General features: G+C 67.7%; 24 protein-coding genes. 16 read left to right on the plus strand and 8 right to left on the minus strand.

The features are described 5' to 3' along the window. The first annotated feature begins 55 nt into the window (after window positions 1-55). From eccD to eccE, 3 genes are read left to right on the plus strand one after another with little or no spacing between them, the layout of a single operon-like run. Window positions 56-1,474, plus strand: a complete 1,419-nt coding sequence (gene eccD / locus CCUG20998_RS02575; RefSeq protein ID WP_099052682.1) for a type VII secretion integral membrane protein EccD — start codon at window positions 56-58, stop codon at window positions 1,472-1,474. Further along, complete coding sequence (gene mycP3, locus CCUG20998_RS02580; protein ID WP_020731565.1) at window positions 1,471-2,895, plus strand: type VII secretion system ESX-3 serine protease mycosin MycP3; 1,425 nt, start codon at window positions 1,471-1,473, stop codon at window positions 2,893-2,895. The genes eccD and mycP3 overlap by 4 nt, the downstream gene beginning before the upstream one ends. Further along, entirely contained in the window at window positions 2,885-3,898 is a 1,014-nt protein-coding gene (gene eccE, locus CCUG20998_RS02585) for a type VII secretion protein EccE (RefSeq protein WP_020731566.1), read from the plus strand. The genes mycP3 and eccE overlap by 11 nt, the downstream gene beginning before the upstream one ends. Here eccE and CCUG20998_RS02590 read toward each other — a convergent pair. After that, complete coding sequence (locus tag CCUG20998_RS02590; protein WP_020731567.1) at window positions 3,885-5,105, minus strand: alpha/beta hydrolase family protein; 1,221 nt, start codon at window positions 5,103-5,105, stop codon at window positions 3,885-3,887. The genes eccE and CCUG20998_RS02590 overlap by 14 nt on opposite strands. 156 nt (window positions 5,106-5,261) lie before the next feature. On the opposite strand from CCUG20998_RS02590, the gene CCUG20998_RS02595 reads away from it, so the two are divergent. After that, complete coding sequence (locus CCUG20998_RS02595; RefSeq protein ID WP_036456973.1) at window positions 5,262-6,053, plus strand: trans-aconitate 2-methyltransferase; 792 nt, start codon at window positions 5,262-5,264, stop codon at window positions 6,051-6,053. Window positions 6,054-6,070: 17 nt separating this feature from the next. Here the strand turns inward: CCUG20998_RS02595 and CCUG20998_RS02600 are convergent, their stop codons facing one another. Both CCUG20998_RS02600 and bluB read right to left on the minus strand, forming a co-directional pair. Further along, entirely contained in the window at window positions 6,071-7,468 is a 1,398-nt protein-coding gene (locus CCUG20998_RS02600; RefSeq protein WP_020731569.1) for a sulfatase family protein, read from the minus strand. Window positions 7,469-7,534: 66 nt separating this feature from the next. Then, entirely contained in the window at window positions 7,535-8,185 is a 651-nt protein-coding gene (gene bluB, locus CCUG20998_RS02605; protein WP_020731570.1) for a 5,6-dimethylbenzimidazole synthase, read from the minus strand. Between the two features lie 86 nt (window positions 8,186-8,271). Here bluB and CCUG20998_RS02610 point away from each other — a divergent pair, with 86 nt between their 5' ends. Then, the gene (locus CCUG20998_RS02610) at window positions 8,272-8,631 is read left to right on the plus strand and encodes a hypothetical protein (RefSeq protein WP_015354289.1); all 360 of its coding nucleotides are present in this window, start codon (window positions 8,272-8,274) and stop codon (window positions 8,629-8,631) included. On the opposite strand, the gene CCUG20998_RS02615 is transcribed toward CCUG20998_RS02610, so the two are convergent. Beyond that, entirely contained in the window at window positions 8,615-9,097 is a 483-nt protein-coding gene (locus CCUG20998_RS02615) for a hypothetical protein (protein WP_020731571.1), read from the minus strand. The two genes, CCUG20998_RS02610 and CCUG20998_RS02615, sit on opposite strands and share 17 nt — an antisense overlap. Window positions 9,098-9,153: 56 nt before the next feature. On the opposite strand from CCUG20998_RS02615, the gene CCUG20998_RS02620 reads away from it, so the two are divergent. Continuing rightward, the gene (locus CCUG20998_RS02620) at window positions 9,154-9,822 is read left to right on the plus strand and encodes a phosphatase PAP2 family protein (RefSeq protein WP_020731572.1); all 669 of its coding nucleotides are present in this window, start codon (window positions 9,154-9,156) and stop codon (window positions 9,820-9,822) included. A 105-nt stretch (window positions 9,823-9,927) separates the two neighbouring features. Further along, window positions 9,928-10,584 carry a L,D-transpeptidase family protein gene (locus tag CCUG20998_RS02625; protein WP_103653952.1) on the plus strand — a complete coding sequence of 219 codons (657 nt, stop codon included), beginning with the start codon at window positions 9,928-9,930 and terminating at the stop codon, window positions 10,582-10,584. 8 nt (window positions 10,585-10,592) lie between these two features. On the opposite strand, the gene CCUG20998_RS02630 is transcribed toward CCUG20998_RS02625, so the two are convergent. After that, window positions 10,593-11,099 carry a nuclear transport factor 2 family protein gene (locus tag CCUG20998_RS02630; protein ID WP_036456974.1) on the minus strand — a complete coding sequence of 169 codons (507 nt, stop codon included), beginning with the start codon at window positions 11,097-11,099 and terminating at the stop codon, window positions 10,593-10,595. Between the two features lie 59 nt (window positions 11,100-11,158). Between CCUG20998_RS02630 and CCUG20998_RS02635 the strand changes: the two genes are divergently transcribed. The 4 genes from CCUG20998_RS02635 to CCUG20998_RS02650 all read left to right on the plus strand — a co-directional run bounded on the left by CCUG20998_RS02635 (window position 11,159) and on the right by CCUG20998_RS02650 (window position 16,533). Next, the gene (locus tag CCUG20998_RS02635; RefSeq protein ID WP_103653949.1) at window positions 11,159-12,388 is read left to right on the plus strand and encodes a hypothetical protein; all 1,230 of its coding nucleotides are present in this window, start codon (window positions 11,159-11,161) and stop codon (window positions 12,386-12,388) included. A gap of 152 nt (window positions 12,389-12,540) precedes the next feature. After that, window positions 12,541-14,421, plus strand: coding sequence for an Hsp70 family protein (locus CCUG20998_RS02640; protein WP_020731576.1), 1,881 nt, complete (start codon window positions 12,541-12,543; stop codon window positions 14,419-14,421). A 221-nt stretch (window positions 14,422-14,642) separates the two neighbouring features. Further along, complete coding sequence (locus CCUG20998_RS02645) at window positions 14,643-16,079, plus strand: DUF7159 family protein (RefSeq protein ID WP_020731577.1); 1,437 nt, start codon at window positions 14,643-14,645, stop codon at window positions 16,077-16,079. A 67-nt stretch (window positions 16,080-16,146) separates the two neighbouring features. After that, the gene (locus CCUG20998_RS02650) at window positions 16,147-16,533 is read left to right on the plus strand and encodes a hypothetical protein (protein ID WP_011742259.1); all 387 of its coding nucleotides are present in this window, start codon (window positions 16,147-16,149) and stop codon (window positions 16,531-16,533) included. Between the two features lie 47 nt (window positions 16,534-16,580). Here CCUG20998_RS02650 and CCUG20998_RS02655 read toward each other — a convergent pair whose 3' ends face one another. Continuing rightward, window positions 16,581-17,309 carry a DUF3060 domain-containing protein gene (locus CCUG20998_RS02655; RefSeq protein ID WP_036456976.1) on the minus strand — a complete coding sequence of 243 codons (729 nt, stop codon included), beginning with the start codon at window positions 17,307-17,309 and terminating at the stop codon, window positions 16,581-16,583. A gap of 63 nt (window positions 17,310-17,372) precedes the next feature. On the opposite strand from CCUG20998_RS02655, the gene CCUG20998_RS02660 reads away from it, so the two are divergent. The 4 genes from CCUG20998_RS02660 to CCUG20998_RS02675 all read left to right on the plus strand — a co-directional run bounded on the left by CCUG20998_RS02660 (window position 17,373) and on the right by CCUG20998_RS02675 (window position 21,772). Then, window positions 17,373-18,392 carry an NADP-dependent oxidoreductase gene (locus CCUG20998_RS02660; protein ID WP_012392529.1) on the plus strand — a complete coding sequence of 340 codons (1,020 nt, stop codon included), beginning with the start codon at window positions 17,373-17,375 and terminating at the stop codon, window positions 18,390-18,392. 211 nt (window positions 18,393-18,603) lie between these two features. Next, entirely contained in the window at window positions 18,604-19,482 is an 879-nt protein-coding gene (locus CCUG20998_RS02665; protein ID WP_015354300.1) for a glycoside hydrolase family 16 protein, read from the plus strand. A 99-nt stretch (window positions 19,483-19,581) separates the two neighbouring features. Beyond that, the gene (locus CCUG20998_RS02670; RefSeq protein WP_036456978.1) at window positions 19,582-20,241 is read left to right on the plus strand and encodes a muconolactone Delta-isomerase family protein; all 660 of its coding nucleotides are present in this window, start codon (window positions 19,582-19,584) and stop codon (window positions 20,239-20,241) included. A gap of 34 nt (window positions 20,242-20,275) precedes the next feature. Further along, window positions 20,276-21,772 (plus strand): bifunctional phosphatase PAP2/diacylglycerol kinase family protein, encoded by a 1,497-nt coding sequence (locus CCUG20998_RS02675; RefSeq protein ID WP_020731581.1) that lies wholly within the window; start codon window positions 20,276-20,278, stop codon window positions 21,770-21,772. Here the strand turns inward: CCUG20998_RS02675 and CCUG20998_RS02680 are convergent. Together CCUG20998_RS02680 and CCUG20998_RS02685 are read right to left on the minus strand one after the other, a co-directional pair. Next, entirely contained in the window at window positions 21,720-23,162 is a 1,443-nt protein-coding gene (locus CCUG20998_RS02680; RefSeq protein ID WP_036456980.1) for a xylulokinase, read from the minus strand. The genes CCUG20998_RS02675 and CCUG20998_RS02680 overlap by 53 nt on opposite strands. 49 nt (window positions 23,163-23,211) lie before the next feature. Continuing rightward, a complete protein-coding gene (locus tag CCUG20998_RS02685) occupies window positions 23,212-24,615 on the minus strand; it encodes a mannitol dehydrogenase family protein (RefSeq protein ID WP_020731582.1) in 1,404 nt (467 codons plus the stop codon). A 540-nt stretch (window positions 24,616-25,155) separates the two neighbouring features. Here CCUG20998_RS02685 and CCUG20998_RS02690 point away from each other — a divergent pair. Continuing rightward, entirely contained in the window at window positions 25,156-26,901 is a 1,746-nt protein-coding gene (locus CCUG20998_RS02690) for a PE family protein (protein ID WP_116269085.1), read from the plus strand. Window positions 26,902-26,940 lie beyond the last annotated feature (39 nt).

Raw genomic sequence — 26,940 nt, forward strand, 5'->3', positions numbered from 1 at the left:
AGAAAGAGAGCATGATGTCCCAGCAACGGCCGCAGCGCCTTTCGAGGGCCCAATGATGTCCGGCACCGTCATGCCGATCGTCCGCGTCGCGATTCTGGCGGACAGCCGGCTGACGGAAGTTGCGCTGCCCGCGGAGCTACCGCTACGCGAAATCCTGCCTGCCGTACAGCGGTTGGTGATTCCGGTGGCCGAAGACGGTGACGCTGGATCGGCCGACCTGGGCATAGCTGGACATCTGAGCCTGGCGCCCGTCGGTGGGGCGCCGTTCAGCCTGGACGCCAGCCTGGACACCGTCGGGGTGGTCGACGGCGATCTGCTCGTGCTGCAGCCGGTACCCACCGGTCCGGCCGCGCCGGGAATCGTCGAGGACATCGCCGACGCGGCCATGATCTTCTCGACTTCGCGGTTGCGGCCCTGGGACGCCCGGCATCTGCAACGCGGCGCGCTGGCGGCGTTGATCGGTGTGGCGCTGGCGGGATCCGGCCTGGCGGTCGCCTACCGGGCGGCCACCGGTGCACTGGCCGGACTGCTCATCGTCAGTGTGATCGCGGTGGCCATGGCGTTGGCCGGTCTGCTGTTGGGCGCCCGTTCGCCACGAACCGGTATCGCATTGTCGATCGCCGCGTTGGCGCCCGTCGGCGCGGCGCTGGCGCTGGCGGTGCCCGGATCGTTTGGTGCCGCGCAGGTGCTGCTCGCGGCCGCCGGCGTGACCGCTTGGTCGCTGATCTGTCTGATGGTTCCCGGTGAGCAGCGTGAGCGCATCGTCGCGCTGTTCACCGCCGTGGCTGTGGTCGGGGCCGCGCTGTTGCTTGCGGCCGGTGCCGAACTGCTCTGGCAGCTGCCGGTGTCGAGCATTGGCTGCGGATTGATCGTGGCGGCGCTGCTGGTCACCATCCAGGCTGCTCAGCTCTCCGCGGTGTGGGCGCGCTTCCCGTTGCCGGTGATCCCGGCGCCGGGGGACCCCACCCCGTCGGCTCCATCGCTGCGAGTGTTGGAGGACCTGCCGCGGCGGGTGCGGGTCAGTGACGCCCACCAGAGCGGTTTCATCGCCGCGGCCGTACTGCTCAGCGTGCTGGGGTCGGTGGCAATCGCGCTCCGCCCGGACATGGTGAGCGCTCTGGGCTGGTACGTGGTCGCGGCAACCGCGGCGACCGCCACGTTGCGCGCCCGGATTTGGGATTCGGCCGCCTGCAAGGCATGGCTGCTCACCCAGCCCTATCTGGTAGGCGGGACGCTGTTGGTGCTCTACGCCGCGACCGGCCACTTCATTGCTGCCTTCGGCGCATTGGTGGTGCTGGCGGTGCTGGCGGTGGCCTGGGTTGTGGTCGCACTGAATCCCGTCATCGGCTCGCCGGAAAGCTACTCGCTGCCGCTGCGGCGGCTGTTGGGCTTCCTCGCCGCGGGCTTGGACGCGTCGCTTATCCCGGTCATGGCGTATCTGGTGGGCTTGTTCACCTGGGTGCTCAATCGATGAAGCGGGCCGGTTCGGCCTGCCTCACAGCAATTCTGGCCATTTTCACCACGGGTGCGCTGTGGGCCGCGCCGCCGGTATCGGCGATCAGCCCTCCGGTGGTTGATGACTCGGTGCAGCCGCCAAGCGGCACCCCCGGGCCCGTGCAGACGATGGAGCAACGTGGCGCGTGCAGCGTCTCGGGGCTGATCCCCGGTACCGACATCAGCGTCCCGGGAGCCAGCCAAGCGATGCTGAACCTTCCTGCCGCATGGCAGTTTTCGCGTGGTGAAGGTCAGCTGGTGGCAATCCTGGACACCGGCGTGCAGCCGGGCCCACGGCTACCCAACGTCGATGCCGGTGGCGACTTCGTGGATTCGACGGACGGGCTGACCGACTGTGATGGCCGTGGCACCCTGGTCGCCGGGATCGTCGCCGGCCAGCCCGGTAACGACGGCTTCTCGGGCGTGGCACCCGCGGCACGCCTGCTGTCCATCAGAGTGACATCGGACAAGTTCTCGGCCCGCTCGAGCGGCGGGGATCCTTCGGTGGAGCGAGCGACGATCGACGTCGCGGCCCTGGGGCGGGCCATTGTGCATGCCGCCGACCGGGGCGCGCGGGTGATCAACATTTCCTCGATCACCTGTCTGCCGGCGGACCGCCAGGTCGACCAGGCCGCGCTCGGCGCCGCGATCCGCTATGCGGCCGTGGACAAGGACGTGGTGATTGTGGCCGCCGCCGGCAACAGCGGAGCTGGTGGCTCGGGCAGCGGCGGCTCGTGTGAGTCCAATCCGCTGACCGACCTGAGCCATCCGGACGATCCGCGCAACTGGGCCGGCGTCACCTCGGTGTCGATCCCGTCGCTGTGGCAGCCCTACGTGCTGTCGGTGGCATCGTTGACTGCGGGTGGACAGCCGTCGAAGTTCACCATGGCCGGGCCGTGGGTGGGCATCGCCGCTCCCGGCGAAAACATCGTCTCGGTGACCAACGCTGACGGCGGTGGTCTGGCCAACGGCCTGCCCAACCAGCGCCAGCAACTGACGCCGCTCAGCGGCACCAGCTACGCGGCGGGCTACGTCTCCGGCGTCGCCGCACTGGTCCGCAGCAAGTATCCCGAACTGACCGCGGCGCAGGTGATGCATCGCCTCACCGCCACGGCACACAACGGTGCCAGGGATCCGTCCAACGTCGTCGGAGCCGGAATTCTGGACCCAGCGGCGGCGCTGACCTGGGAGCTGCCTGCCGCCGACGGGGGTGCGCCGCAGGTGGCACCGGCAAAGCCGGTGTCAGTTCCGCCGGCACCGCAGCCGCGGAACACCACCCCACGAAACGTGGCGTTCGCCGGCGCCGCCGCCTTGACGGTGCTCGTTGCGGGTGTAGCGGCGACCGTGGCAATAGCGCGCCGACGCAAGGACGCCGAAGGAAGGACTGCGCGTGAGCTTTGATCGATCCATACCTCGGCCGGGCTCCGGGCGGATCACCCTGGCGCTGCTCGCGGTGGTGCCCGCCGTGATGGCCTATCCCTGGCATTGCCGCAGGGACTACTGGCTGATCGGCATCGCCGCCTTCGTCGTGATCGTGCTCTTCGCCTGGTGGCGCGGGCTTTACTTGACAACCATCCTGCACCGGCGAGTGGCGATGATGCGCCGTCGGCCCGCTGAGCCAGGGGCCGAAGCCGACACCAGCACGACGGTGACATTGCGCATCGGGCCGCCGGTCTCCGACATCGACGTGCTGCCGCTGCCGGTAATAGCTCGATACCTGAACTGCTACGGCATCCGCGTTGACGCGATTCGCATCACCGGCCGCACCACCGGGTCGGGTGAAACTCAGACCTGGATCGGACTGACGGTTTCGGCGGCCACCAACCTGGCGGCGCTGCAGGCTCGCGCAGCGCGCATCCCGTTGCACGAGACCGCCCGGGTTACCGCCCGCCGGCTCGCTGATCACCTGCGTGAGATCGGCTGGGAGGTCAGCTTGGTCGCGGCCGAGGACTTGCCGTCGCTGCTGGATCCCGACTCCGATCACGCTCTCCGCGAGACCTGGCGGGGCGTGCAGCACGGCGACTCGGAGTATCTGGCCGCATATCGGGTGATTGTGGACGCTGCGCTGCCCGACACACTGGCCGAGATCTGGTCGCATCCGGCGTTGGAAACCTGGATGGCCATCGAGATCGCCGCGCGCGGTCGGTCGGGAGCCGATTATTCGGTTGCCGCCGCGTGCGCATTCCGCACCGATGAGCAACCGGCCGTCGCAGCACCGTTGGCCACCTTGATCCCGCAACGGGGAAACCATGGGCCCACGCTTGCGGCCATGGAACTGTCCTCCACCCGTGCGCTCGACGGGTACGCCGACGCGCCGGAGAACCTGCTGATGCGGCTGGTGTGGTCCACCCCGGGTGCCGGGTTGCACCGCGCTGCGCCGACCGAAACCGCTAGTCGAACATGAAGTCGCCCAGGAACGCGGTCATCCGCCGCAGATAGTCCAACTGACTCACGTGTAGGACGTGACTGCCGGGAAACCAGTGCAGCGCGCAGCGATCCCAGTGTTCCCAAAGCGTTTCCGCGTGATCGGGTGGAGCCATCCGATCGCCCAGGCCGGCGATGATCATCCGGCGGTGCTTGGGTAGTTGCGGCAGGTAGTTCAGCGGGCTGTGAAACGCCAGCCCGGCATCCAGCTCGCCGCGGCTGATGCTGGACAGGCACAGTCCGAGCCGGACCAGTTTGCTGGCCGGGAACCATTGCTCGAATAGCTTTGCTGGTGTGACGACCGGACAGTTCGGGATCACGGCCTCTAGCCGGTTTTCGACCGACGACACCAGCGCGGAGGTATAGCCGCCCAGCGATATGCCAGTCAGTGCTATTCGCGTGACCCCGGTGTGGTGCAGGTAGTCCACGATAGACCGGAAGTCGTACACCGCTTGGGCCATCGACTCGGCGAAACCGCTCAACCCGCTTGCGAAGAATCCGAAACCGCTAAATGGCGAGAATCTTTCGGCTCGCTTCCCATGAAAAGGCAACGTGTACAACAGCACGTCATAGCCGGATCGGTAATACCACGGCAGTGAGAAAAAGAGTCCGTTGAGCAAGTACGACGACCCCATGAAGCCATGAATGACGCACAGGGTGGGCCGTGGCCCGTCGTCGTGGCGCCAGTGTTGTGCGCGTACGACGTTGTTGGAGGTCAGTGCGCTCCAGTGCTGGCGCATGTTGGGATTGATTGCGCGAAAGCCGCTGGTGAACGAGATGTCATCGACGCTGCCACGGGCGATCCACTCCGCCAGCGGGCTGGCCGGGCGGGCCGAAATCCTGGGCAATTCGGTGGGCGCCGGAAAGGACTTGCGCGGGTCGTGTTCGGCCGCGAGCTCGGCATAGAAATTCAGGTTTGCCCGCTCACCACCGGAATCGAGGCGGCGCAGTGCGTGAGCGACCACGGCGGGTGCCACGGTGGTGGACAGCAGTGAGGACGCGTAGGTGCGCAGCGCGATATCGCCGACTGCCGATGACTCGACAACGAGGCGTTGCCGAAGCGACAGCGCCGACAGTGGGGGCAGGCCTTCGGCACCGGCTTCCCCGCCGGGCACATCGGGAATCGGGACCGGCGGATCAATGGGATCGGTCTCAGAAGTCCCGGACGTCTCCGAAATCTCCGACATCCCGTCGATGCTATCGCGTCGATATCCCAGAGTGTGGGTTGTTCCGACAGTATCGTCAATTTCTGCGTGGGTTTGGGTGCGTGTTAGGGGCGTTTTCGGTAAGTAGGTTTGTCCTATGGCACCCAGCTGGCGACGGTGTTGATCAGGAGGACCGATATGTGGGATCCCGACGTCTACCTAGCCTTTGCGGATCATCGCGGCCGCCCGTTCTATGACCTGGTCTCGCGGATAGGTGCCAAACGGGCGCGCCGAGTGGTCGACCTCGGCTGCGGACCGGGCAACTTGACCCGATACCTGGCGCGACGCTGGCCCGAGGCGATCATCGAAGCGTGGGACAGTTCGCCGCAGATGGTCGCGGCCGCCCGGGAACGTGGAATCGATGCCACTACAGGCGACTTGCGGACGTGGAAGCCGAAGCCCGACACCGATGTGGTGATCAGCAGCGCCGCGTTGCACTGGGTGCCCGAACACGCCGACCTGATGGTCCAGTGGGCAACGGAGCTGCCGCACGGATCGTGGATCGCGGTTCAGGTTCCGGGGAACTTCGAAACACCGTCGCACGCCGTGGTGCGTGCGCTGGCCCGCCGCGAACCCTATGCAAAACTGATGCGCGACATACCATTTCGGGTTGGCGCTGTGGTCGGCTCACCGGCAAACTACGCAGGTTTGTTGATGGACGCCGGATGTAAGGTCGATGCCTGGGAGACGACTTATCTACACCAGCTCACCGGCAAGAATCCGGTGCTGGAATGGATTACCGGCACCGCGCTGGTTCCGGTGCGGGAACGGCTCGACGACGTGAGCTGGGAACAGTTCCGCCAAGAACTGATTCCGCTGTTGGATGACGCCTATCCGCCGCGGTCCGATGGCACGACCATGTTCCCCTTCCGGCGGCTGTTCATCGTGGCCGAGGTGGGTGGCGCCCGCCGCTCCGCTGACGTTTCCTAGTTATTGTCCTGTGCGACTTAGCCTTCGATGTCACGGTCCGCCGCGGCTGACGAGTCCTCGCGTGGCGTCGGCTGATGGCTCTTCAGGTAGGTTTCGGTATAGCGCGCCGCGATGTGGGAACCGGCGAAATCCGAAGGGATCACGTCCCCGGTGCTCTGGCGCCAATTGTTGAGGAGCGCCGCCAGTTCGGCCGCGACGGTATCCGCGGATGCGGCGCCCTCGCCGGCCAGCAGGTTGGTGGTCTCGGTGGGGTCGCTGCGCAGGTCATACAATTCTTGCGCCGGTCGCGGTGATGAAACCAGGGGTGCGACCGCCAGCCCGGACGGGCTTTCCTCGATGTCCTTGGGCAAATCCAGCATTGGCCGCGAGACGTAGTTCTCGATGTAGCTGTATTCCTTGGTGCGGATAGCCCGAATGGGATCGAACGAGTCGTGGTAGGTCTTCATGGTGTAGACATGCTCACGAACCGGCCGGCCACCGGCATCGGCCTTAGGCGAGATCAGCGCGTGCGCGTGGGAGAGGCCTTCGACATCGGCGGGGATGTCGATTCCCAACAGGCTCAGCAAGGTTGGTAGCAGGTCGACCCCGCTGAACAATTCGTCATAGACCCGAGGTGGCACCGCCAGGCGCTTGGGCGGACGGACGATCATTGCAATGCCGGTACCGGCGTCATACAGCGTCGACTTGGCGCGGGGAAAGGCCGGGCCGTGATCGGTGAGGAATACCACCCAGGTGCTGGCGTCCAGCCCGGTCTGCTCGAGCGTGTCCAGGATGCGGCCGACGGCCGCGTCCGCGGTGGTGATGGCACCATAGAAATCCGCAAGATCCTGACGCACTCCCGGGGTGTCGGGCAGGTAGTCGGGCAGGTCGACGGTCGAGCTGTCCGCGGGCTCGTAGCGTTCGTGCGGGTAGGGGCGGTGAGTTTCGAAGAACCCGGCGGTGAGCAGAAACGGCTGCCCGGCAAGGGCTGCGACGCCCTCATGCAGCCAGTTCTGCACTTTGTCCACCACATAGTCGCAGTAGGAATTCGAGACGTCCAGCTCATCAAAGCCCAGTCGACTCGGCTGCGAAGTCTCGTGTTGCATCCCGAAAAGCGCTGAATGCCAGCCATGTTCACCGAGCAACTGGGGCAGGGTCCGAACACCGGAGCGGTACTCCCAGCCGTGATGGGCCAGACCTACCAGGCCATTGCTCTGCGGGTAGCGGCCGGTGAACAGCGAGCCGCGCGACGGCGAGCACAGCGGGGCGGTGGCGTGCGCGCGGGTGAACAGGATTGCCTCGCCGGCGAGCCGGTCCAACCGCGGGCTGTCGACATCGCAGTGGCCGTAGGCGCCCAGGTAGCGCCCCAGATCGTGCCAGTGCACGATCAGCACATTTTGCCCGCCGTCGTTGCTGCCGCTGCCCGCACCCGTCATCTTGGCCTCACCCCTTCAGCCCGCTCGCGGCGGCGACGATACCGGGTGCAGCGGATGCGCCGAAGGTCACGGCTGTTCCCACCGGTTCTCCGAAACGAACTCCGGCAGTGGCCGCGCAACGGCCCATCCGTCCAGCTCCAACGCCGGCTGCTGCGGAAACTCGGGCACCGGGCCCAGGCACAAGACTGCCACCGGTTCGGCCCCGTCGGGCATCTGCAACAGATCCGCCAACCGATGCGGGTCGAACAGCGACACCCAACCCATGCCCAGGCCTTCGGCGCGGGCGGCCAGCCACAGATTCTGGATCGCGCAGGACACCGAGGCGAGATCCATCTGCGGCAGCGTTCGCCGTCCGAAGATGTGCCCGTCGCGCCCGTCGCGCAGGGCCACCACCATCAGCTCCGCGCACTCGAGAATGCCTTCGACTTTCAGTGCGAGAAATTCCTCGGCCCGCTCGCCCAGCGCCCCGGCGGTCAGCGCCCGTTCCTCGTCGACCAGGGCGTGGATGCGTCTGCGCAGCCCCGTGTCGGTGATCCGGATGAACCGCCAGGGCTGCATCAGGCCCACGTTGGGTGCGGCGTGCGCGGCGTGTAATAGGCGTGTCAGCACGTCCTCGGGCACCACGGCGCCCGGGACGAAGCGGCGCATGTCCCGCCGCTCGGTGATCACGCGATACACCGCTTGCCGTTCTTGGGCGGTGAATGCGTAGTCAGCCACACAGCCATCGTAGAAATGTGAAGACTAGGAAGAAGTACGAACACTAAGACGAGCATTGCGAAGGCAGACAAACGAAAGGGTGGCCCGTGAAGGTTCCCGATGTTTTCGACGACCTGCCCGCCGACCCGGCGGTCAGACGTGTCTATGGCGAGCCACACGTCACCCCCGACGGTGCGACGGTGATTCCGGTGGCCAAGATCCAGGAAGGCCGCGGCCGGCTCCGCCGCGGCCCGGACGCCGACTCCGGGCAGCCCTACGGGCTGGCTGCGGTACCGATCGGCGTGTTCGTCATCCACGGCGGCGACGCGAAATGGGTGCCTGCCGTCGATGCGAACCGCATCGCGCTGGTCGGAGTGCTCACCGGCCTGTTCGCGGCGGTGATCGGCAGCCTCGCGGTGCTGCGGCGTCCGCCGTGGCCCGACATCACCATCAGGGACTGTAGGTAACCCCGACCGCGCGGAAGACGTACTCCGGCGGCACGTCGAAGGCGAGTGAACGCAGCGGCAGCCGCGCCAGCACGTCCTCGGCGATGTCCGCTTTGAAGTGCAGCGAGAGGTCGCCGTGAAACCGCGGGTCGACCTTGGCGACATCGATATCGACCTGCACCCCCGTCGACGAGATCTCGGCCGTCGCGGCGCCGCTGTGGGGTGCGTCCCAGCGCACGTCGATGGCCCGGCCGGCTAGCTTGGGCAGCGAGGAGAGGGTGCCCAGTACCCGCTCCTGGGTGAACGCCAAGGCGCCCGGATAGCTCGCGACGCTGTGTGAGGCCCGCACGCCCGGGATGGTTCCGGTAAATCGCCTGGTGACCGGAACATACTCCTCGAGGTAGATGAGCCCTTCGGCCTCGACCTGAGCCCGAAAATCCTCGCTGAGCTTGCCGATGCCGAACAGCCGCCGAATGATCACCGCCATGCCGCCAGTATGGGCCCGTTTTCGCGGCGCTGCATCGATGCTGGTATCCGTTGAGCATGACCCGCCCACGAATGACTTTGCCTCTTCTGCTCGCCCTGGCCGCCATCGTTGTCTACGCACTGATGTGGATCGGCTATCGCCAGGACTGGGGCTGGCTGCACGCCATGGACTGGTCGTTGTTGAACGCGTCCCATGACATTGGGGTCAAGCACCCGGCATGGGTCAACTTCTGGTTCGCCGTCTCGTTTGTGCTGGGCCCGATCACCACGCGGATCGTCGGCTTGGTGGCGATCACGATCGCGCTGGTGCAGCGCAAGATGCGGATGGCGCTGCTGTTACTGGCCTGTGTGCCGTTGAACTGGATCGTGACCATGATCGCCAAGGGACTGGCGGACCGGCCGCGACCGGTGACCAAGCTCGTCGCTGCGCATTCCGCCTCGTTCCCGTCGGGGCACGCCCTGGAGCTCACGGCCAGTGTCCTGGCGATGCTGACCTTCCTGCTTCCCATGATCCGGGTGCACCGGATGCGCATCCTGGCAGTGGTCGTGGGTGCGCTGAGCGTGTTGTTGGTCGGGATATCCCGAGTCGCGTTGAACGTGCACCACCCCTCCGACGTGATCGCCGGTTGGGCGCTGGGCTACGTGTATTTCTTGTTCTGGCTGTGGGTGCTTCGGCCGGTCCCGGTAGCTGAGCAGGAGCCGGCCGAGCTGGTCAGCGCGGGTTAACGCCTTACCGCGCTGCGGGTTTCGCCGGGTGATCTCGGAGCAGTGACCCAACCGGAACGAAACCTTTACTTGACCTTCAGGTTTGGCAACCTTGACGATGAAACGGTGCGTCGACTGGTAGCTGTTCTGTTCGCTGGAGTGTGCACCGTCGGTGTGGCGGTAGGGCTCGCGCCGGTGACCGCGGCGGCGGGTAATCCCTGGTTTGCCAACTCGGTCGGCAACGCCACCCAGGTGGTTTCGGTGGTCTCAACCGGCGGCTCGAACGCAAAGATGGATATCTATCAGCGCACCACCGCCGGCTGGCAGCCGCTCAAGGCCGGGATCACCACCCATGTCGGTTCGGCGGGGATGGCGCCGAAGGCCAAGAGCGGCTATCCGGCAACCCCGATGGGCGTCTACAGCCTCGACTCCGTGTTCGGCACCGCCCCGAATCCCGGTGGGGGACTGCCCTATACCCAAGTCGGGCCCAATCACTGGTGGAGCGGCGACGACAACAGCCCCACCTTCAACTCCATGCAGGTGTGTAAGAAGTCCGACTGTCCGTTCAGCACGGCCGCGAGCGAAAACCTGCAGATTCCGCAGTACAAGCACTCGGTGGTCATGGGCGTCAACAAGAACAAGGTTCCCGGGGGCGGCTCGGCGTTCTTCTTTCACACCACCGACGGCGGCCCCACCGCCGGGTGCGTGGCGATCGACGATGCCACGCTGGTGCAGATCATCCGCTGGCTGCGTCCCGGCGCGGTGATCGCAATCGCCAAGTGACCCTCAGGTCAATCGGCAAGAGCGCGACCGGTTTTCACCTGAAAGCCGATATTGGCCAACGACATCGTCGCCTCGTAGGTGCGGTCGTAGCCGGTGGCGCTGATCCGCCAGCCGGCCGCGGTGCGCCGATACTGGTCGCGGTAGAACGCCGCACCGATGAGCATGAAATTGGCTTCGGCGACGATCACCCGGTCCTGCAAATACCAGCGGCCGGTCGCCGTATCGCCGGTGACGGTGATTTCCGGATGGGTAACCCGATGTTCGGTGATGATGGTGGGGCCCAGTGCTGAGCGCATGTAGTCCACCAAGTCGGTGCGGTTGGTGAAGTGCAGCTCGGTGCCGACCGACGACCCGTAGTCGCCGACGACATCTTCGGTCAGGGTGTCGGCGAATTCGTCCCAATGCTTGGTGTCCAGCGCGCGCAGGTAGCGGTATTTGACCTGTTGGATCGCGGCAATGTCGGCGGTGACATCGGGCGAGACATCGTTTCGGCTCATCACGCCATTGCAGCACAACTGCTGCCCACCGCGCCCCGCGTCTTTGGACTCGGCCCGCGGTGGCTTACCTTGGGAGTATGAGCCAATCCCGGTACGCGGGGTTGTCCCGCAGCGAGCTGGCAATCCTGGTACCTGAGCTGCTGCTGATCGGCCAGTTGATCGACCGTTCGGGGATGGCTTGGTGCATTCAGGCGTTCGGCCGCGAGGAGATGCTGCAGATCGCCATCGAAGAATGGGCGGGTGCCAGCCCGATCTACACCAAGCGCATGCAGCGGGCGCTCAACTTCGAGGGCACCGACGTGCCCACCATCTTCAAAGGCCTCCAGCTAGACATCGGCGCTCCGCCGCAGTTCATGGACTTCCGCTATGCGCTCCATGATCGCTGGCACGGTGAATTCCACCTGGACCATTGCGGCGCCCTGCTCGACGTCGAACCAATGGGCGATGAGTACGTCTTCGGGATGTGTCACACCATCGAGGACCCGACGTTCGATGCGACCGCGATCGCAACCAACCCACGCGCCCAGGTGCGTCCGATTCACCGCCCGCCCCGTAGCCCAGCGGACCGGCATCCGCACTGTGCCTGGACGGTCATCATCGACGAGGCATATCCCGAGGTCAAGGGAATTCCGGCGCTGGACGTGGTCCGTGAAACCAAGGCCGCCGCTTGGAAATTAGCTGCGATCGATCCCTCCGAGGAGGGGCTGGCGGACTACTCGGGTGCGCTCCTGTCCGATCTGGACTTCACCGCCTTCTCGCACTCCGCGCTGGTGCGGATGGCGGAGGAAGTGTGTCTGCAGATGCACCTGCTCAATCTGTCGTTCGGCATCGCGGTGCGCGAACGGGCCGGGGCGGACGCCGAACTGGCCGTATCCGTGGGCACCCGCCAGTTGACCGGCGTGGCCGGTTTGGCCGCCGAACGTATTCAACGGGCGCTGGGACTACCCGGCGGCGACGAAGGGGTGCTGCGGGTGTTCGAACTGCATCCACTGTTCAATCCCACTGGTTACGTTGTGGCCGAGACGGTTGCGGACCGACTGCTGGTTCATCGCTCGCCGGCCCACGACGACGGGGCATGGATTTCGCTGTGCACGTCGGAATCCGTGCGGCCGCTGCAGGCGATCGCCACCGCCGTCGATCCCCACCTCGAGGTTCGGGTGGCCGGGACGAACACCGACTGGACTGCTGAGCTGGTGCGAACCGAAAAACCGGCCGACGAGCTGCCGGAGATGTTGGTAGCCAAGGTAAGTCATGGTGCACAGTTTCAGTTCCAGCCCAGGCGTTCGCTGCCCCTCACCGTGGTCTGATTTGGCGCCGCCTGTCAAGGTGGCGTTTATACCTTTTTGATGACGACACGGCCTCGAGCGCATACCAATCAGATTGGCAAGGAACTATATACGGCCCGTTCACGACTATGGTTAACGCTGGCCACCGACCCTTTCGACGAAAGTATTCTCATATGTACGACCCGCTGGGGTTGTCGATCGGGACCATGAACTTGGTTGCGGCGTCTAACGGTAAGCCTGCCGTTATTCGCCGTGCCGTGCTCACACTGTACCCGCACTGCGCCCCCAAAATTGGTGTGCTCGGCGAGAACCCGAGCCTGGACCAGCCCGGCACCTTCATGAGCGGCTTTGTCGAGCGCATCGGTGACTCGGTCGCATTGGTGTCTCCGGACGGATCGGCTCATGATCCGGATCTTCTGATGGTCGAGGCGCTGGACGCGATGGTTGTTGCTGCCGGGGCCGATTCGAGTTCCTCCGAAATTGTGATTGCTGTTCCGGCGCACTGGAAACCGACAGCGGTACAGGCGCTGCGTAACGGCTTGCGGACACACGTCGGCTTTGTCCGCAGTGGCATGGCGCCTCGGCTGGTACCGGATGCGGTGGCGGCGATGGCGGCGGCGAACTCGGAACTGGGTATTCCGGCCGATGGGGTCGTGGGCCTGCTGGATTTCGGTGCCTCGGCCTCCTACGTCACGCTGATGGAGGCCAAGACGGATTTCGAGCCCGTCTGCGCCACAATGCGTTACGAGGACTTCTCGGGCAATCAGATCGACCAGGCGTTGATGCTGCACGTCATCGAGGAACTTGGCCCCAACGGCGTCGACCAGGCCGGGACCGCCGCGGCCAGTCAACTCGGCCTGCTCAGAGAGCAGTGTCGTGCGGCCAAAGAGCGGTTGTCCATCGACGCGGTAACGGAATTGGCCGTCGATCTCGCTGGATCCGCTGCGACCATTCAAGTCACGCGAGATCAGCTAGAAGACCTGATCCAGGATCAGCTCACCGGTTTCGTCTACGCGTTCGATGACCTGCTCGCCCGTAACAACGCCAGCTGGGCCGATCTCTCGGCGGTGGTCACCGTTGGCGGCGGCGCTAGTATTCCGCTTGTCACACAACGTCTTTCCGTCCATACCAGGCTACCCGTGCTGGCCGTGCCGGAACCTGCGTGCGCGGCGGCAAACGGTGCGCTGCTGCTGGCCGCCCGCGGCAAGGAACTCGACTTCCGGACCCGAACGTCGATCGGTTTGTCGGCGGCTTCGGCGGCTACCGCCGCAACGACCGTGATCGAGCCGCCGGCCGGCGACGTCATGGTGATCGACCAGGACGCCCTGACCGATCGCGAATTGGCCTGGTCACAGACCGACTTTCCCAGTGAAGGGCTGGTGCGATTCGAGGGCGATTCCTACAGCGAAGAGGGCCCCTGCTGGTCGATGCGGTTGAACATGATCGAACCGCTCAAAGAACCGGCGTGGCGGCGATTTCGGGTGTCCCAGGTGCTGATCGGACTCTCGGCCGTGGTGGCGATGACCGCGATCGGTGGCGTGGCATTCACGTTGACGGCCATCGAGCGCCGCCAGAGTCCGGTGGTGCCCAGTGTGGGGCCGCTGCCGGCGCCATCTCGATCCATTGCCGCGAGCTCCGCGCCGCCCAAGGCGCTGGAGCCAAGCTTTGTCCCACCGCCCGCCAGCGCCGCACGGGCGCCCAGCGCCGCGCCCGCTCCCACCAGTGTCGCGCCGCCGCCGCCACCGCCGCGTCCGGTCGCAACGGCGACAACCACGGTGGCGCCCCCGGTGACGACCACCAAGACGACGGTGCCGCCCACCACCACCGCGGCGACCACCCCGACGACCACGCCGCCGCCGACCACGACGGCGCCCCCAACCACGACCGCGCCGCCGAGCACCACTTCGACGGTCAAGATGACCACGGAGTGGTTGCATGTCCCGCTGTTGCCGATCCCGATACCCATCCGGGTGCCGGCCAGTCAGGCGCCGCCGAGTCCCGTCTCGCAGAACCCCGGCCCGCAGAACCCCTTCATGAGCCCCGGCACCCCCTGAGCTAGCACCGCAGCGCCGGCCGATTTGAGCTTGATCAGAATCGGTCCGCGTCCTGGCCCGGGCGAGTAGTGTTTGAGCTGGCAAAACTGCATACGCGCCAGCTGATCCGGATGTAACTCGTCGCACCCGCATTGCGGCGCGAAGACTGTCGACGGCGGCCCGCGCGGTGCGCTCGTCCGCCCCAGACTCCATGGCTAGCTATCACCCGGCTTGGAGGGGCTATGGACATCGTGCTTGGGGTATCGATGGAGCCCGGTGCGGTTCGCTTGGTGCTGGTCGAAGGCATTGATGCGGACGGGGTGACGGTCGAGGAAGACACGTTCGAGCTCGACACGGCCGACCGCTCGCAAGGCGCGCCCGCTGCGGCGGTGGCCGCATTGATCGGCACCCGCGAGGGTGCGATCGAAGGCGGCTACCGGCTGATGTCGGCGGGCGTGACCTGGACAGATCCCACCGACGTCGCGGCGCTGCGTGCCGAACTCGCCGGACATGATGCCGGCAGCGTCATGCTGGTCTCGCCCCTGCTGGCCGCCGCCGCGCTGGCCCAGACGGTTGGCTGCGCGCTCGACTACGAATACATCGCGATGCTGTTCGTCGAGGCCGACAGCGCGACGCTGGCCGTAGTTGACATCGGCGACGGCTCGATCGTCGACCTGCACCGCAGGTCGGTGGGCGCCGAATCCACGGCGGCCGATCTGACTTCGCTAGTGGGCGGGCTGGCGACCGCGCAGTCGGTGGCCGAGGGCGTGTTCGTCGTCGGCTGTGGGGTCGACATCGTCGCGCTCAAGCCCGTGCTGGAGGCAGCGACGTCGCTGGTGGTGAGCGTTCCCGAGGAGCCGGACATGGCGCTGGCCCGGGGAGCGGCGCTGGCGTCGGCCAATGCGCCGCTGTTCGCCTCGTCCACCTCGGCGCTGGCCTACGCGCTGGATCCGGGCACCGGCGAGGTGGATCCTCGTGCGCTCGCCCCCAGCTACCTCGACGTCTGCGCCAACGCGGACCGCGGCGCCGGCGCGCTGGCCTACAGTGCCCTCGCCGATGACGGCGAAGACGCCGTCGAGGGCCGGCGCCGGCCGCTGGTGCTGGCCGGTAGCGCGATGCTGGGGATTGCCGCCTTTGCCGCTGGGCTGATGGTGGTGACGCTCACCTCGGACGTCCGTCCCGCTGCGGCCACCCAGCCAAGCCCGCGAGAAGGGGTTCTGACCCCAGCGTCGCCGGCGGCTCCGCCGAAGACGGCGGCTCCGGTGCCGGCCAAGGCGCCCGCGCAGGTGCCCGCCCCTGGTCCGGCGCCGGCAGCGTCCCCGGTTCCGGTGGCCGCCCCGCCGTCGGTGGTACAGCCACCCCCGGTGGTGCGGGCGCCGCGCCCAACGGTGGTCAAGCCGCCGCCGCAATACATTGCGCCGACGACGCAGCCCCGGCGGACTCCGGCCCCGCAGGCTCCGGCGCTGACCCCGGTGCAGGCCCCGGCCCCGGAAGTGCCGCCGCCGGTCGCGGTGCCCGAACCCGCCCCGGCCCCACCGGTGCCTACCCAAGCCCCGATGACGATGTACCTGCACCTGCCGTTCGTGTCGATTCCCATTCCGATCAACCCGCCCCCACCCCCAGCACCGCCGCCGGAGCCGGCGCCGGTCGAGCCGCCACCGCCCGAACCGGGGCCGTAGGCACGTGGCGCATCGGCTTGGGTGCGCGCAGACTGGGCATCAAGGGCATGAACCGCGAGGAGATGGTGTGGGCGACAACGGTGGTTTCGGATTTGATCCCGACGACTTCGATCGGGTGATCAGGGAGGGAAGTGAGGGGCTGCGCGACGCGTTCGAGCGAATCGGCAGGTTCGTCTCCGGCCCGGGTGACCGGCCCGCGTGGTCGATGATCTTCGAAGATCTCGGGCATCGCCGGCGCCCCGCGCCGGAAACCGCGGGCGAAGCCGGCGACGGCGTGTGGGCCATCTACACGGTGGATGCCGATGGCGGTGCCCGCGTCGAACAGGTCTATGCGACCGAACTGGACGCGTTGCGGGCGAACAAGGACAACACCGATTCCAGGCGCAAGGTCCGCTTCTTGCCGTACGGCATCGCGGTTAGCGTCCTGGACGACTCGTCCGGCGAGCCCGAGTAGTCGGTCCGGCGCCGGTGCCGGCCCGCGAGATGTTGGTGCCGTGCTGGTCAGCCTTGTTCGATGACGTTCCCGCTGCCGGACTTGCTGATCTTGGGTGAGCCCGACTGGTAGGTCACCTTGTTGTTGAGGCCCGAGGCCGTGATGCGGTCGGCGGTCTCGACGGTGACCGTGTTCTGCAGCCCAGACACCGAAACGCTGGCGCAGTGGCCGGTGATGGTGACCGTGTTGGACATTCCGCTGACATTGACGATGTTGTCATTGCAGGTAATCGTCTGGCTCTGGTTGACACCCACAACGCTGATCGTGCTGCCCGCGGGCGGCCCGGCCGACGTCGATGGCTCGGCGGTCGGGGTTTGGGTCTTGTTCCCCGGGGACATCGGCCCCGGTGGGGTAGAGATCACCGTGGTGCCGGGCGACAAAGTTGTGAACGGTTCGGAAACCCGGTTTACCGCGAACAGGGCGACCGCTGCCACCGCCCCCAGGACGCCGACGACAAAAACGGCGGCAATTATCCAGAACGCCCGGTTGCCCGAGGACGAACGCGGCGTGGCCCCGGGGAAGGCCGGCTGATAGCCATAAGTCGGTGGTGACGGTGGCACCGAGCCCGGCGGCGGCTGGTAACCGGGATAACCCTGGTAACCCTGATAACCCTGGTAGTTCTGGTAGGCAGACTCGCCGGCCGACTGTGAGCTGCCCAGTTCGGATGCGCGCGCCGCATCGGCCAGCGGTTGCTCGAGCTGGCGGATCCGAGCTTCGGGGTCATCCTCTGGATTCATGCACAGATGCTCCCACACCGGATTCGTGCCGAATAGGGCCTCTTCCTTGGGTAGTTTCGGTATGTGTCGGACTTGCTGAACAGTCAGATCGTGTTGCGTCGTCGCCCCAGCGGCCTGGTCCAACCCGGAGACACGATGCTGGTCACCATGCCGGCACCCGAACCGGCCGACGGTGAGGCGCTCCTGCGTACCACCTACGTCGGTATCGATGCCGCCGCACGGACCTGGCTCGATGACCAGCCCGGCTACCTGCCGCCGGTGCGTTTGGGCGAGGTGATCCGGGCCGCCGGGATCGGCGAAGTGGTCGAATCACGTTGCGACGCTTACGCCGTCGGTGATGTGGTGACCACGCTGACGGGGTTTCAGGAGTACGTGATCATCCGCGACGACGTGTTCAGCACGCCGATCCCGGGCGAGGATGACCAGTTGGCGATCATGTCGGTGTACGGCCCCACCGGCGCCACCGCCTACTTCGGCATGACCGACATCGGCCGGCCGCAGCCGGGGGAGACCGTGGTGGTCTCCGCCGCGGCCGGCGCCACCGGGTCGATCGCCGGGCAGATCGCCAAGATCGCCGGCGCCCGAGTGGTGGGCATTGCCGGTGGGCGGGAGAAATGCCGGGCGGTGGTCGAGAACTTCGGTTTCGACGCGTGCATCGACTACAAGAACGACGACTTGGACGCGGCGCTCAAAGCGCACTGCCCCCGGCGCGTCGATGTCTATTTCGACAACGTCGGCGGCCCGATCCTCGACGCGGTGCTGGGCCGGCTCGCTCCCAAGGCCCGAGTTGTGCTGTGCGGGGTTATCTCTAGCTATCTGACCGGTGAACATCCGGGGCCGGCCAACTACGTCAACCTGCTGTCCAAGACCGCGCTGATGCAGGGGTTCAACGCGCTCGATCAATGGGGCCGTTTCGACGAAGCCTTCGCCAACCTGCGCAAATGGGAGGCCGAGGGGCGTCTCAAGCACCGGCAGACCGTCTACGAAGGTATTGACTCCTGCGTAGATGCGCTTAACGGATTGTTCACCGGGGCAAATATCGGCAAGACGCTGGTCAAGCTCGGCGAACCCTCAAGTGGCTAGGGCGCTTCGGGGTTGGTGGACTTCGCGATGCACCGAGATGCGTTGTGCTGATCCGTTTTTCGCGGACCGATCGCGGAACCGAGCCGTCCCGCCGCGACCGGCATTCGTTGGCGGGCCGCGGAATTGTTCCCCGGTTAGCGCTGTGACCTGCGGTTATCCCAGGATTGCTCGCTCGGAGTCAACGTAGCGGGGCGTTAGCTGCTATCGTCCCATGCTCATGCAGGAGATTGATCGCCGTCGCATGATCATGATGGCAGGATTTGGCGCGCTTGCGGCCGCTATCCCGGCCCCGACTGCCGGCGCCGCACCGACCCCGCCGGCCGCACCGGAACCCGCCCCCGCCGCCCCCGCGGCGGGCGCCGGCCCCATATTTCTGTGGCACGACGAGTTTGACGGCCCGGCCGGCTCTGCCCCCGATCCGTCCAAGTGGCAGGTGTCCAACCACCGGACGCCAATCCGCAACCCAGTGGGCTTTGACCGGCCCGAATTTTGGGGGCAGTACCGCGACAACCGTCAAAACGTCTTCCTCGACGGCAACTCCAACCTGGTCCTGCGCGCCACCAGGAGCGGCAACGACTACTTCGGTGGCCTGGTGCATGGCCTCTGGCGCGGCGGCATCGGGACCACCTGGGAAGCCCGCATCAAGTTCAACTGCCTGGCGCCCGGTATGTGGCCGGCCTGGTGGCTGTCCAACGACGATCCCGGCCGCAGCGGCGAAATCGACCTGATCGAGTGGTACGGCAACGGCTCCTGGCCGTCGGGGACCACCGTGCATGCCAACCCCGACGGAACGGCATTCGAGACCTTCCCGATCGGTGTGGACGACAACTGGCACAACTGGCGGGTCACCTGGAACGTGACCGGCATGTACTTCTGGCTCGACTATGCCGACGGCATGCAGCCCTACTTCAGCGTTCCGGCCACCGGCATCGAGGACCTGAACGAGCCCATCCGTGAATGGCCGTTCAACGACCCCGACTACACCGTGTTCCCGGTGTTGAACCTTGCGGTCGGTGGTTCCGGTGGCGGCGATCCCGCGGCGGGCACGTATCCCCAGGAAATGCTCGTCGACTGGGTGCGCGTCTTCTAAGGGCTTCGCACGCTCTACCGCGTGACCGCGGTACCCGAAGTTCCGGGCGGTTCTTGCGCTGTAGGCATCCGGTGCGCAACGGTGGCACCGGGAGACAGCATGGAATTTCTGGTCAGCATGACCATCGAGGTTCCCCGGGGCACACCGGCGGCTGAGATCGATCGGGCCCGGGTGAGCGAGAATGCCGGCTGGCGTGAGCTGGGTGCCCAGGGCCGCCTGCTGCGGTTGTGGCGTCCGCCGTGCGGACCGGGCCAATGGTGCACCCTGGGTCTGTTCGCCGCGCGCGACGAGCCGTCACTGCGGAAGCTGCTGGTGACGGTGCCGCTGCAGGATTGGCGCAGCGACGAGGTCGCCGTGCTCGGCGCCCACCCCAACGACCCGCTCGGTGCTGGGGTAACCCCTCGGCCCGGTAAGGGGCCGGAGTTCTTGATCACGACCACGCTCACCGTCCCGTCCGGCACGTCGGCGCGGGTTGTCGACGACGCCACCGAGCGCGAGGCCCGCCGTTGTCACGAGCTGGCCGAGGCCGGTCATCTGGTGCGGTTCTGGGCGCTGCCGGCCGGCCCGGACGGCCCGCGGATGCTGGGGTTATGGCGTGCGCGCGACCCGGGCGAGCTGATGGCCGTGGTGGAGTCGCTCCCGCTTTCGGGGTGGATGACCATCGAAACCACCCCGCTGCGACCACACCCCAGCGACCCGATCCGGCTGTCTTGGGCGCGCCGCGCGGGGGGCGGGCGCGAACCGAACCGCCAGTGCTGAAGCCCGCGCCCGGGCGCTGGTTAGGGTGGAGCGAATGAACGGGCGGCCGTGGCAACGAGCGCGCAGCATCAAACAGATCACCCGGGGCCTGGGGGCGCTGGATCGGGAATTGTTCGAAGCGATTGCCGACACACCCACCCCGCTGCTCGACACGGTGATGCCGCCGCTGACCCGCGCGGCCGACCATTCCAAGCTGTGGTTCGCGATGGCCGCGGGCCTGCTCGCGTCGAGAAGTCAGTCCGCGCAGCGCGGCGCGGTGCGCGGGGTGGTGACGCTGGGGGCGGCCAGCGTGTTTACCAACCAGGTGGCCAAGCGGATCCGGCAGCGCCCGCGTCCGCTCTCGGAGTCGGTGCCGCTGGCCAGACGAGTCCGACGACGGCCGACGTCCAATTCGCTGCCGTCCGGACACTCCGCCAGCGCCGCCGCATTTGCCATCGGCGTAGGTCTGGAGAATCCGCCTCTGGGCCTAGGCTTTTCGGTGCTGGCCGCGTTGGTCGGGCTGTCGCGGGTGGCGACCGGGGTGCACTATCCCGGCGATGTGCTGGCCGGATTCGGCATTGGTGCCGGCGTTGCCGTGCTGGGCGGCCGGCTGGTCCCACCGATTGTCGAGACGGCGCTGCCCAAAACGGAACCGCTCTGGGTGCAAACACCGCAGCGGCCCGACGGTTCCGGAGTGGTCTTGGTGGTCAACGCGGCATCGGGCAGCGGCACCGGGGCCCAGGTCATCGACGAGGTGCGTGCGGGCCTGCCGAAGGCGCGGATCGTCGAACTGGCCGCGGGCGACGACCCGCGGCGGGTGCTGCGCGAGGCGGCCGCACAGGCCGAAGTGCTGGCGGTCGGTGGCGGTGACGGCACGGTGGCCGCCGCCGCGGCGGCGGCGGTTGACGCGGGACTGCCGCTGGCGGTGTTTCCCGCCGGAACCTTCAACCACTTCGCCAAGGACATCGGCTGCGACAGCGTGGCACAGACCATCGACGCGATCCGGCGCGGCAGCGTGGCGCGCGTCGACCTGGTGTGTCTGAACGAAAGCCAGATGGTGATCAACACGGCCAGCATCGGCGCCTACCCCAAATTCGTCCGGTACCGGGAAAAGCTGGAAAAGCGCATCGGCAAACCGCTGGCCAGCATGTACGCGATGTTGCACACACTGCGCAAAGACCAGCCCGTGCGCATCCGGTACGACAACAAGACGCTGCAGACCTCGCTGCTGTTCATCGGCAACTCGGTGTACCTGCCGGCCGGATTCGCCCCGTCGCGGCGCACCCGCATGGACGATGGCCTGATCGATGTGCGCATCCTCGAGACCGGACGCCGCTTGGCGACCGTCAGGATCCTCACCGCGCTGGCCCTGGGCCGGCTGCAGCGCAGCCCGCTCTACCACGAACTGCAGGTGCCCGAATTCAGCTTCAGCACCGTGGACGCGCCGACCGTGCTTGCTCATGACGGCGAGGTGGGTGAGCAATACGACCTGGCGAGTTTCACCGCGAAGTATCGGGTGCTGGCGGTATTTCGCCCGGGCCCGGGACGCTAGCCACTCCTTCGGTCAGCTCGCGGACCTGCCCGTAGCGCTGGCGTACGGCGGGTGACGGCTCGCCGGTGTACTCGTCGGTTGCCGGTGGCTGCCACGAGGGTGGCCGAGTCGAGCCGCGCAGCGCCCACGCGGCCTGCCGGGCAGCCCCCAGGGCGACGTACTCCGCGGGGTCCGGAACCAGCACGGGCACACCGAATATCAGCGGCGCGATCTCGCGCAGCGCCTGCGATCGGGCGCCGCCGCCGATCAGCAGGACCCGGCGTGCGACCACGCCGTGTTCGGTGAGCTGCGCCAGGCCGTCAGCCAATGCGCACAGCAGCCCTTCCGCCGCCGCCCGGGCCAGGTGCGCGGGCGTGGCGTTGGCCAGCCGCAGGCCATGTAGTGCGCCAGTTGCCTTGGGACGGTTAGGGGTTCGCTCGCCTTCCAAGTACGGGACAAGAACCAGTCCGGCGCTGCCGGGCGGCGCCGACAGCGCCAGCCGGGACAACTCGTCGTGGTCGACCCGCAACATCGCCGCCGCCGCATCGAGCACCCGGGCACCGTTGAGCGTGCACACCAACGGCAGATAGCGTCCGGTGCCGTCGGCGAACCCGGCAACCAGACCCGCCTCGTCGCGAACCGGATCGGCCGCGACGGCGCACACCACCCCCGAGGTCCCGATCGAGACCATCACGTCGCCTTCGTCGGCGCCCAGGCCCAGCGCCGCGGCGGCGTTGTCGCCCAGGCCCGCGCCGAATGTTTTGCTGCCGCGCGTAGTTCGCGCCGACGGGCCGAGCACCCTGGGCAGGTTGGGGCGGCGGCCGTGCATGGCCAGTTCGAGTAGGTCAAAGCGGTAGCGATCGCTGCCGGCGTCGTAGTAGCCGGTGCCGCTGGCGTCGCTGCGGTCGGTGGTCAGCGTGGCGACATCGATGTCCCCGCGTAACCGCCACGTCAGCCAGTCATGGGGCAGGCAGACCGCGGCGGTGCGGTCGGCATGTTGCGGTTCGTTGTCGGCGAGCCAGCGCAGCTTGGCCACCGTGACCGCGGCCAACGGCACCAGGCCGACGGCTTGTGCCCACGCCCGTGGGCCACCGAGTTCGTCGATGAGCGCCAGGGCCGCGTCGGCCGAGCGGACGTCGTTCCACAGCAGCGCGGGCCGCACCACCGCTCCGGCCATGTCCAGGCACACCATGCCGTGTTGCTGGGCGCCCACCGCCACCGCCTCGACGTCGTCGAATCCGCCGGCGGCCGCGATCGCTGCGTGCGCGGCGGATTCCCATGCAGCAGGATCGATTTCGGTTCCATCGGGGTGCGCGGCCTGGCCCCTGCGGGCCACCTCACCGGTGTCGGCGTCACATACCAGCACCTTGCAGGACTGGGTGGACGAGTCGATGCCGGCGACGAGGGTCACGTTCGCGCCGCCGATTCCATTCGGACCGCACCGCGTCTAGACATGGGCATCAGGATCCGTCCTTGTCGAGCAGCGCCTGCAGCGTCGCGCGGGCACCGACCCGGTGCAGGGAGTCCAGCGCCCACAGATAGGGCTGCACGAAGCGCGGTTGGTCGATGAGGTCATCGAACACGGCGCGATTGGCCAGAAATACGCGTGCGTCGTGGCGCTGCGAACGCGCTATCGGCCCCAACGCGTCGGCGAGGCGATCCACCACCTCGATCGGCTGGCCGGCCTCGTCGATGCCCTCGGCATAGCGTGCCCAGCTGGCGACGATCGCGGCCGACAACCGAACCGGGCCGGTCGAGCGGAGGTTGTCCCGAACCACCGGTAGCAGCCATTTTGGGATGCGGTCCGAGGATTCGGCGCACAACCGGGCGACGGTGTCGCGGACATATGCGTTGGCGAATCGTGGGAGCAGTCCGTTCTTGAATTCGGTCAGGCCTCGAATCGCGGTGAGGGTCGGCGCCGCCTCTTCGTCGAAGTATCGGCGGAGGAACTCGGCGATCAGCGGGTCCTGGGCGGCTTCGTGCACCAGCCGATACCCGGCCAGGTAGGCGAAGTAGCACAGGCCCTGGTGTCCGGCGTTGAGCAGCCGCAGCTTCATCGCCTCGTACGGGGCCACATCGTCGACCAGCTCGACGCCGGCTTGTTCCAGTGGGGGCCGCCCGTGGCTGAAGTCGTCTTCGAGAACCCACATGGCGAATGGCTCGGCGGCGACGGGCCAGGCGTCGCGCACACCGAATTCGGAGTCCAGCCGCTCGATCAGCTCGGGGGTGGTGACCGGCGTGATCCGGTCGACCATGGAGTTGGGGAACCTGGTGTTTTCTCGCATCCATTGTGCGAGTGCGGGATTGGATATGTCCGCGTAGCTGGTGAACGCACGCTCGGCAACTTTGCCGTTGTCGACGATGTTGTCGCAGGAGACGATCGTCGGTGACCCGTGGCCCCGTTGGCGACGGCGGTTCAGCGCCTCGGTCACCAGCTCGAAGGCGGCGCTGCGCGGTGTGGCGTAACCCCCCTCGGTGATGGTGAGCGTGATGATGCGGATCGCCGGGTCGGCGAGCAACTCGATCACCGACTCGGGTTCATCGGGTGCGTAACGGTAGTCGACGATCGAGCCGATCACGCGGGGCTCTCGGGTGCCGTCGGGGTGTTCGAGGATCAGCGTGTAGAGGTGGTCCTGGCTGCGCAGCGCATCGCGCATCCGCTCATCACCCGGCAATACGCCGATACCGCAGATGCCCCAGTCGCGTGCGAGTCCGGCGTTGAGCAGCCGGTCAAGATACATCGCCTGGTGCGCGCGGTGGAAGCCGCCAACGCCGAAATGCGCGATGCCGATCTTGATTTGGCTGCGGTCGTAGTTCGGGACCGGGATGTCGAGGGCGCTCGCGTTGGCTGCGGTTAGCTTCATCGCGGGGTCACCCCAGCCCGCCTCGCGGCTGCGCCGCTGCGCTCGGTGGCGCTGACCCCGCCATAAGTCCGCGTTGTCGATGCCACCCTGAGCATTCTGCCTGCCGTCGCCGTACCGGTTGAAATTGGTGCACCGCGCACCGCGCACCGCGGCGACTTTGTGGCGGCGCCAGAGTGTGGCTGAGTGGCGAAGACAGTCAGGGGATTTGGGATCGATTTCGTCGGACCACGGCCTGCGTGCACTACGCGCCTACTGCTAGCGGATGGCTGCCGCGAAGCTGCGACCGACGAGCGTCCTGTGCGCGGTCGTGCGCAGCATCGCGCGTCCGGCGCGTCCGGGTTTTCTTCCCAGGATCACTCCGTTGCTGTCGGTCCGGCATGGCCGGGCGGGTTGGCAGGTTGATGGCGCCGTCCGGCCGCGGGACGGCGGGCCGAGTGGCCTGGTCAAACCCCAGATGGGCCGGCGGGATCGCGATAGCATCGAATCCTTCAGGATGCGTCGACGCTGACCGGGCCATGAGGCCCGGCCGAAAGGTGTCAGATGTCGTTTGTCGTGGTGGTGCCCGAGATGCTGTCAATGGCAGCAACGGATTTGGCGAGTGTCGGGTCCGCGGTCAGCGCGGCCAACACGGCGGCCGCGGCGCCGACCACCTCGATATTGGCCGCCGCCGGCGATGAGGTGTCCGCGGCGGTGGCGGCGTTGTTCTCCGTCCATGCCCACAACTATCAGGCGCTGGGTAGGCAGGCGGCCGCGTTTCATGCCCAATTCGTGGCAGCGCTGAGCGCGGGCGGGGGTGGCTATGGGGCCGCCGAGGCCGCCAACGTTCAGCAGAGTCTGCTCAACCTGATCAATGGGCCCACGCAGGCGTTGCTGGGGCGTCCGCTGATCGGCAATGGCGCGGACGGGGCAGCGCCGGGACAAACCGGTGGGGCGGGCGGATTGTTGTACGGAAACGGTGGAAACGGGGCGCCGGATGTCAACCCGGGGGTGGCCGGGGGTGCCGGGGGCGCGGCGGGGCTGATCGGCAATGGCGGGGCCGGGGGAACCGGCGGGGCCGGAGCCGTCGGCGGAGCGGGGGGCCAAGGCGGCTGGCTCTATGGCAACGGCGGGGCCGGAGGCTCCGGCGGCGACGCGCTCAGCGCCGGTGGGCACGGCGGTGGCGGGGGCAGCGGCGGCGGTGCCGGATTGTGGGGGGCCGGTGGGATCGCCGGGGCCGGCGGCGCCGGGGCAGCCGCCAGCGGCTCCGGGGACGGCGGTGATGGCGGGGCGGGCGGCGCCGGGGGTTCCGGCGGGTGGCTCTACGGCACTGGCGGTGCCGGGGGTTCCGGCGGGGCCGGGGGCGTAAGCGGGATGAATCCCGGCAATCATGGCGGGTTCGGAGGCAACGGCGGTGCCGGCGGAGCCGCCGGAATCGTGGGTGAGGGCGGGGCCGGCGGGGCCGGCGGCACGGGGGGTTCCGGCTTCACCAGCGCGGTCACGACGGCCGGTGGCAATGGCGGCAATGGCGGCACCGGCGGCGGCGGTGGGTTACTTGCCGGAAACGCCGGCGCGGGCGGGGCCGGCGGCGACGGCGGCGGACCGGTCGGCGATATCGGCGGCAGTGGCGGCATCGGTGGAGACGGCGGGGCCGCCGGGCTGTTCGGCAATGGCGGCGCCGGTGGCGCCGGTGGCGGTGGGGGTGCGGCCCCGGTGAGCGGGGCTGCCGCGGCTGGCGGTGCTGGTGGCGGCGGTGGAGCTGGCGGGCTGCTTTATGGCGCCGGCGGAAACGGCGGTGCCGGCGGTATGGGTGGTGAGGCTCTCGGTGACGGCATTGGTGGTGGTGGCGGCGCCGGTGGTGATGGCGGTGTCGGCGGGCTGATTGGCCTGGGTGGTTCGGGAGGAGTCGGCGGGGCCGGCGGCTCGGCAGCCAACGGCGGCGTCGGCGGCAGTGGTGGCGCCGGCGGTCACGGCGGCGGCGGTGGGCTGCTGTACGGCAACGGCGGATCTGGCGGCGCCGGCGGCAAGGGCGCCGCCGCCGCGGGGATCTTCGACCGGGGCGGCACCGGCGGTACCGGCGGCAACGGGGGTGCCGGTGGGCTGCTGTACGGCAACGGCGGAACGGGCGGTGCGGGCGGTGATGGCGCCAACCTCGCCGGCGGTGGCAATGGCGGCAACGGTGGGGACACCCGATTGATCGGCAACGGCGGCGACGGTGGTCACGGCGGAAGCGGGGCTTTGGTCGGCGGCGCGGGCGGCAGCGGCGGCATCGGTGGGCGGTTGGTCGGCCAGGCCGGGGCGGCGGGCTGAAGGGACGCTCCGACGGTCGCGGCCCGGATCTGTGGCTGG

The sequence above is a fragment of the Mycobacterium marinum genome (assembly GCF_003391395.1).
Classification (GTDB): domain Bacteria; phylum Actinomycetota; class Actinomycetes; order Mycobacteriales; family Mycobacteriaceae; genus Mycobacterium; species Mycobacterium marinum.

Bases quoted from the DNA above. Each gene is read 5' to 3' on its own strand.
- eccD (WP_099052682.1), top strand. From the start codon at position 56: ATGTCCGGCACCGTCATGCCGATCGTCCGCGTCGCGATTCTGGCGGAC.
- mycP3 (WP_020731565.1), top strand. From the start codon at position 1,471: ATGAAGCGGGCCGGTTCGGCCTGCCTCACAGCAATTCTGGCCATTTTC.
- CCUG20998_RS02590 (WP_020731567.1), bottom strand. From the start codon at position 5,105: ATGTCGGAGATTTCGGAGACGTCCGGGACTTCTGAGACCGATCCCATT.
- CCUG20998_RS02595 (WP_036456973.1), top strand. From the start codon at position 5,262: ATGTGGGATCCCGACGTCTACCTAGCCTTTGCGGATCATCGCGGCCGC.
- CCUG20998_RS02600 (WP_020731569.1), bottom strand. From the start codon at position 7,468: ATGACGGGTGCGGGCAGCGGCAGCAACGACGGCGGGCAAAATGTGCTG.
- CCUG20998_RS02615 (WP_020731571.1), bottom strand. From the start codon at position 9,097: ATGGCGGTGATCATTCGGCGGCTGTTCGGCATCGGCAAGCTCAGCGAG.
- CCUG20998_RS02620 (WP_020731572.1), top strand. From the start codon at position 9,154: ATGACCCGCCCACGAATGACTTTGCCTCTTCTGCTCGCCCTGGCCGCC.
- CCUG20998_RS02635 (WP_103653949.1), top strand. From the start codon at position 11,159: ATGAGCCAATCCCGGTACGCGGGGTTGTCCCGCAGCGAGCTGGCAATC.
- CCUG20998_RS02640 (WP_020731576.1), top strand. From the start codon at position 12,541: ATGTACGACCCGCTGGGGTTGTCGATCGGGACCATGAACTTGGTTGCG.
- CCUG20998_RS02645 (WP_020731577.1), top strand. From the start codon at position 14,643: ATGGACATCGTGCTTGGGGTATCGATGGAGCCCGGTGCGGTTCGCTTG.
- CCUG20998_RS02655 (WP_036456976.1), bottom strand. From the start codon at position 17,309: ATGAATCCAGAGGATGACCCCGAAGCTCGGATCCGCCAGCTCGAGCAA.
- CCUG20998_RS02665 (WP_015354300.1), top strand. From the start codon at position 18,604: ATGCTCATGCAGGAGATTGATCGCCGTCGCATGATCATGATGGCAGGA.
- CCUG20998_RS02670 (WP_036456978.1), top strand. From the start codon at position 19,582: ATGGAATTTCTGGTCAGCATGACCATCGAGGTTCCCCGGGGCACACCG.
- CCUG20998_RS02675 (WP_020731581.1), top strand. From the start codon at position 20,276: ATGAACGGGCGGCCGTGGCAACGAGCGCGCAGCATCAAACAGATCACC.
- CCUG20998_RS02685 (WP_020731582.1), bottom strand. From the start codon at position 24,615: ATGAAGCTAACCGCAGCCAACGCGAGCGCCCTCGACATCCCGGTCCCG.
- CCUG20998_RS02690 (WP_116269085.1), top strand. From the start codon at position 25,156: ATGTCGTTTGTCGTGGTGGTGCCCGAGATGCTGTCAATGGCAGCAACG.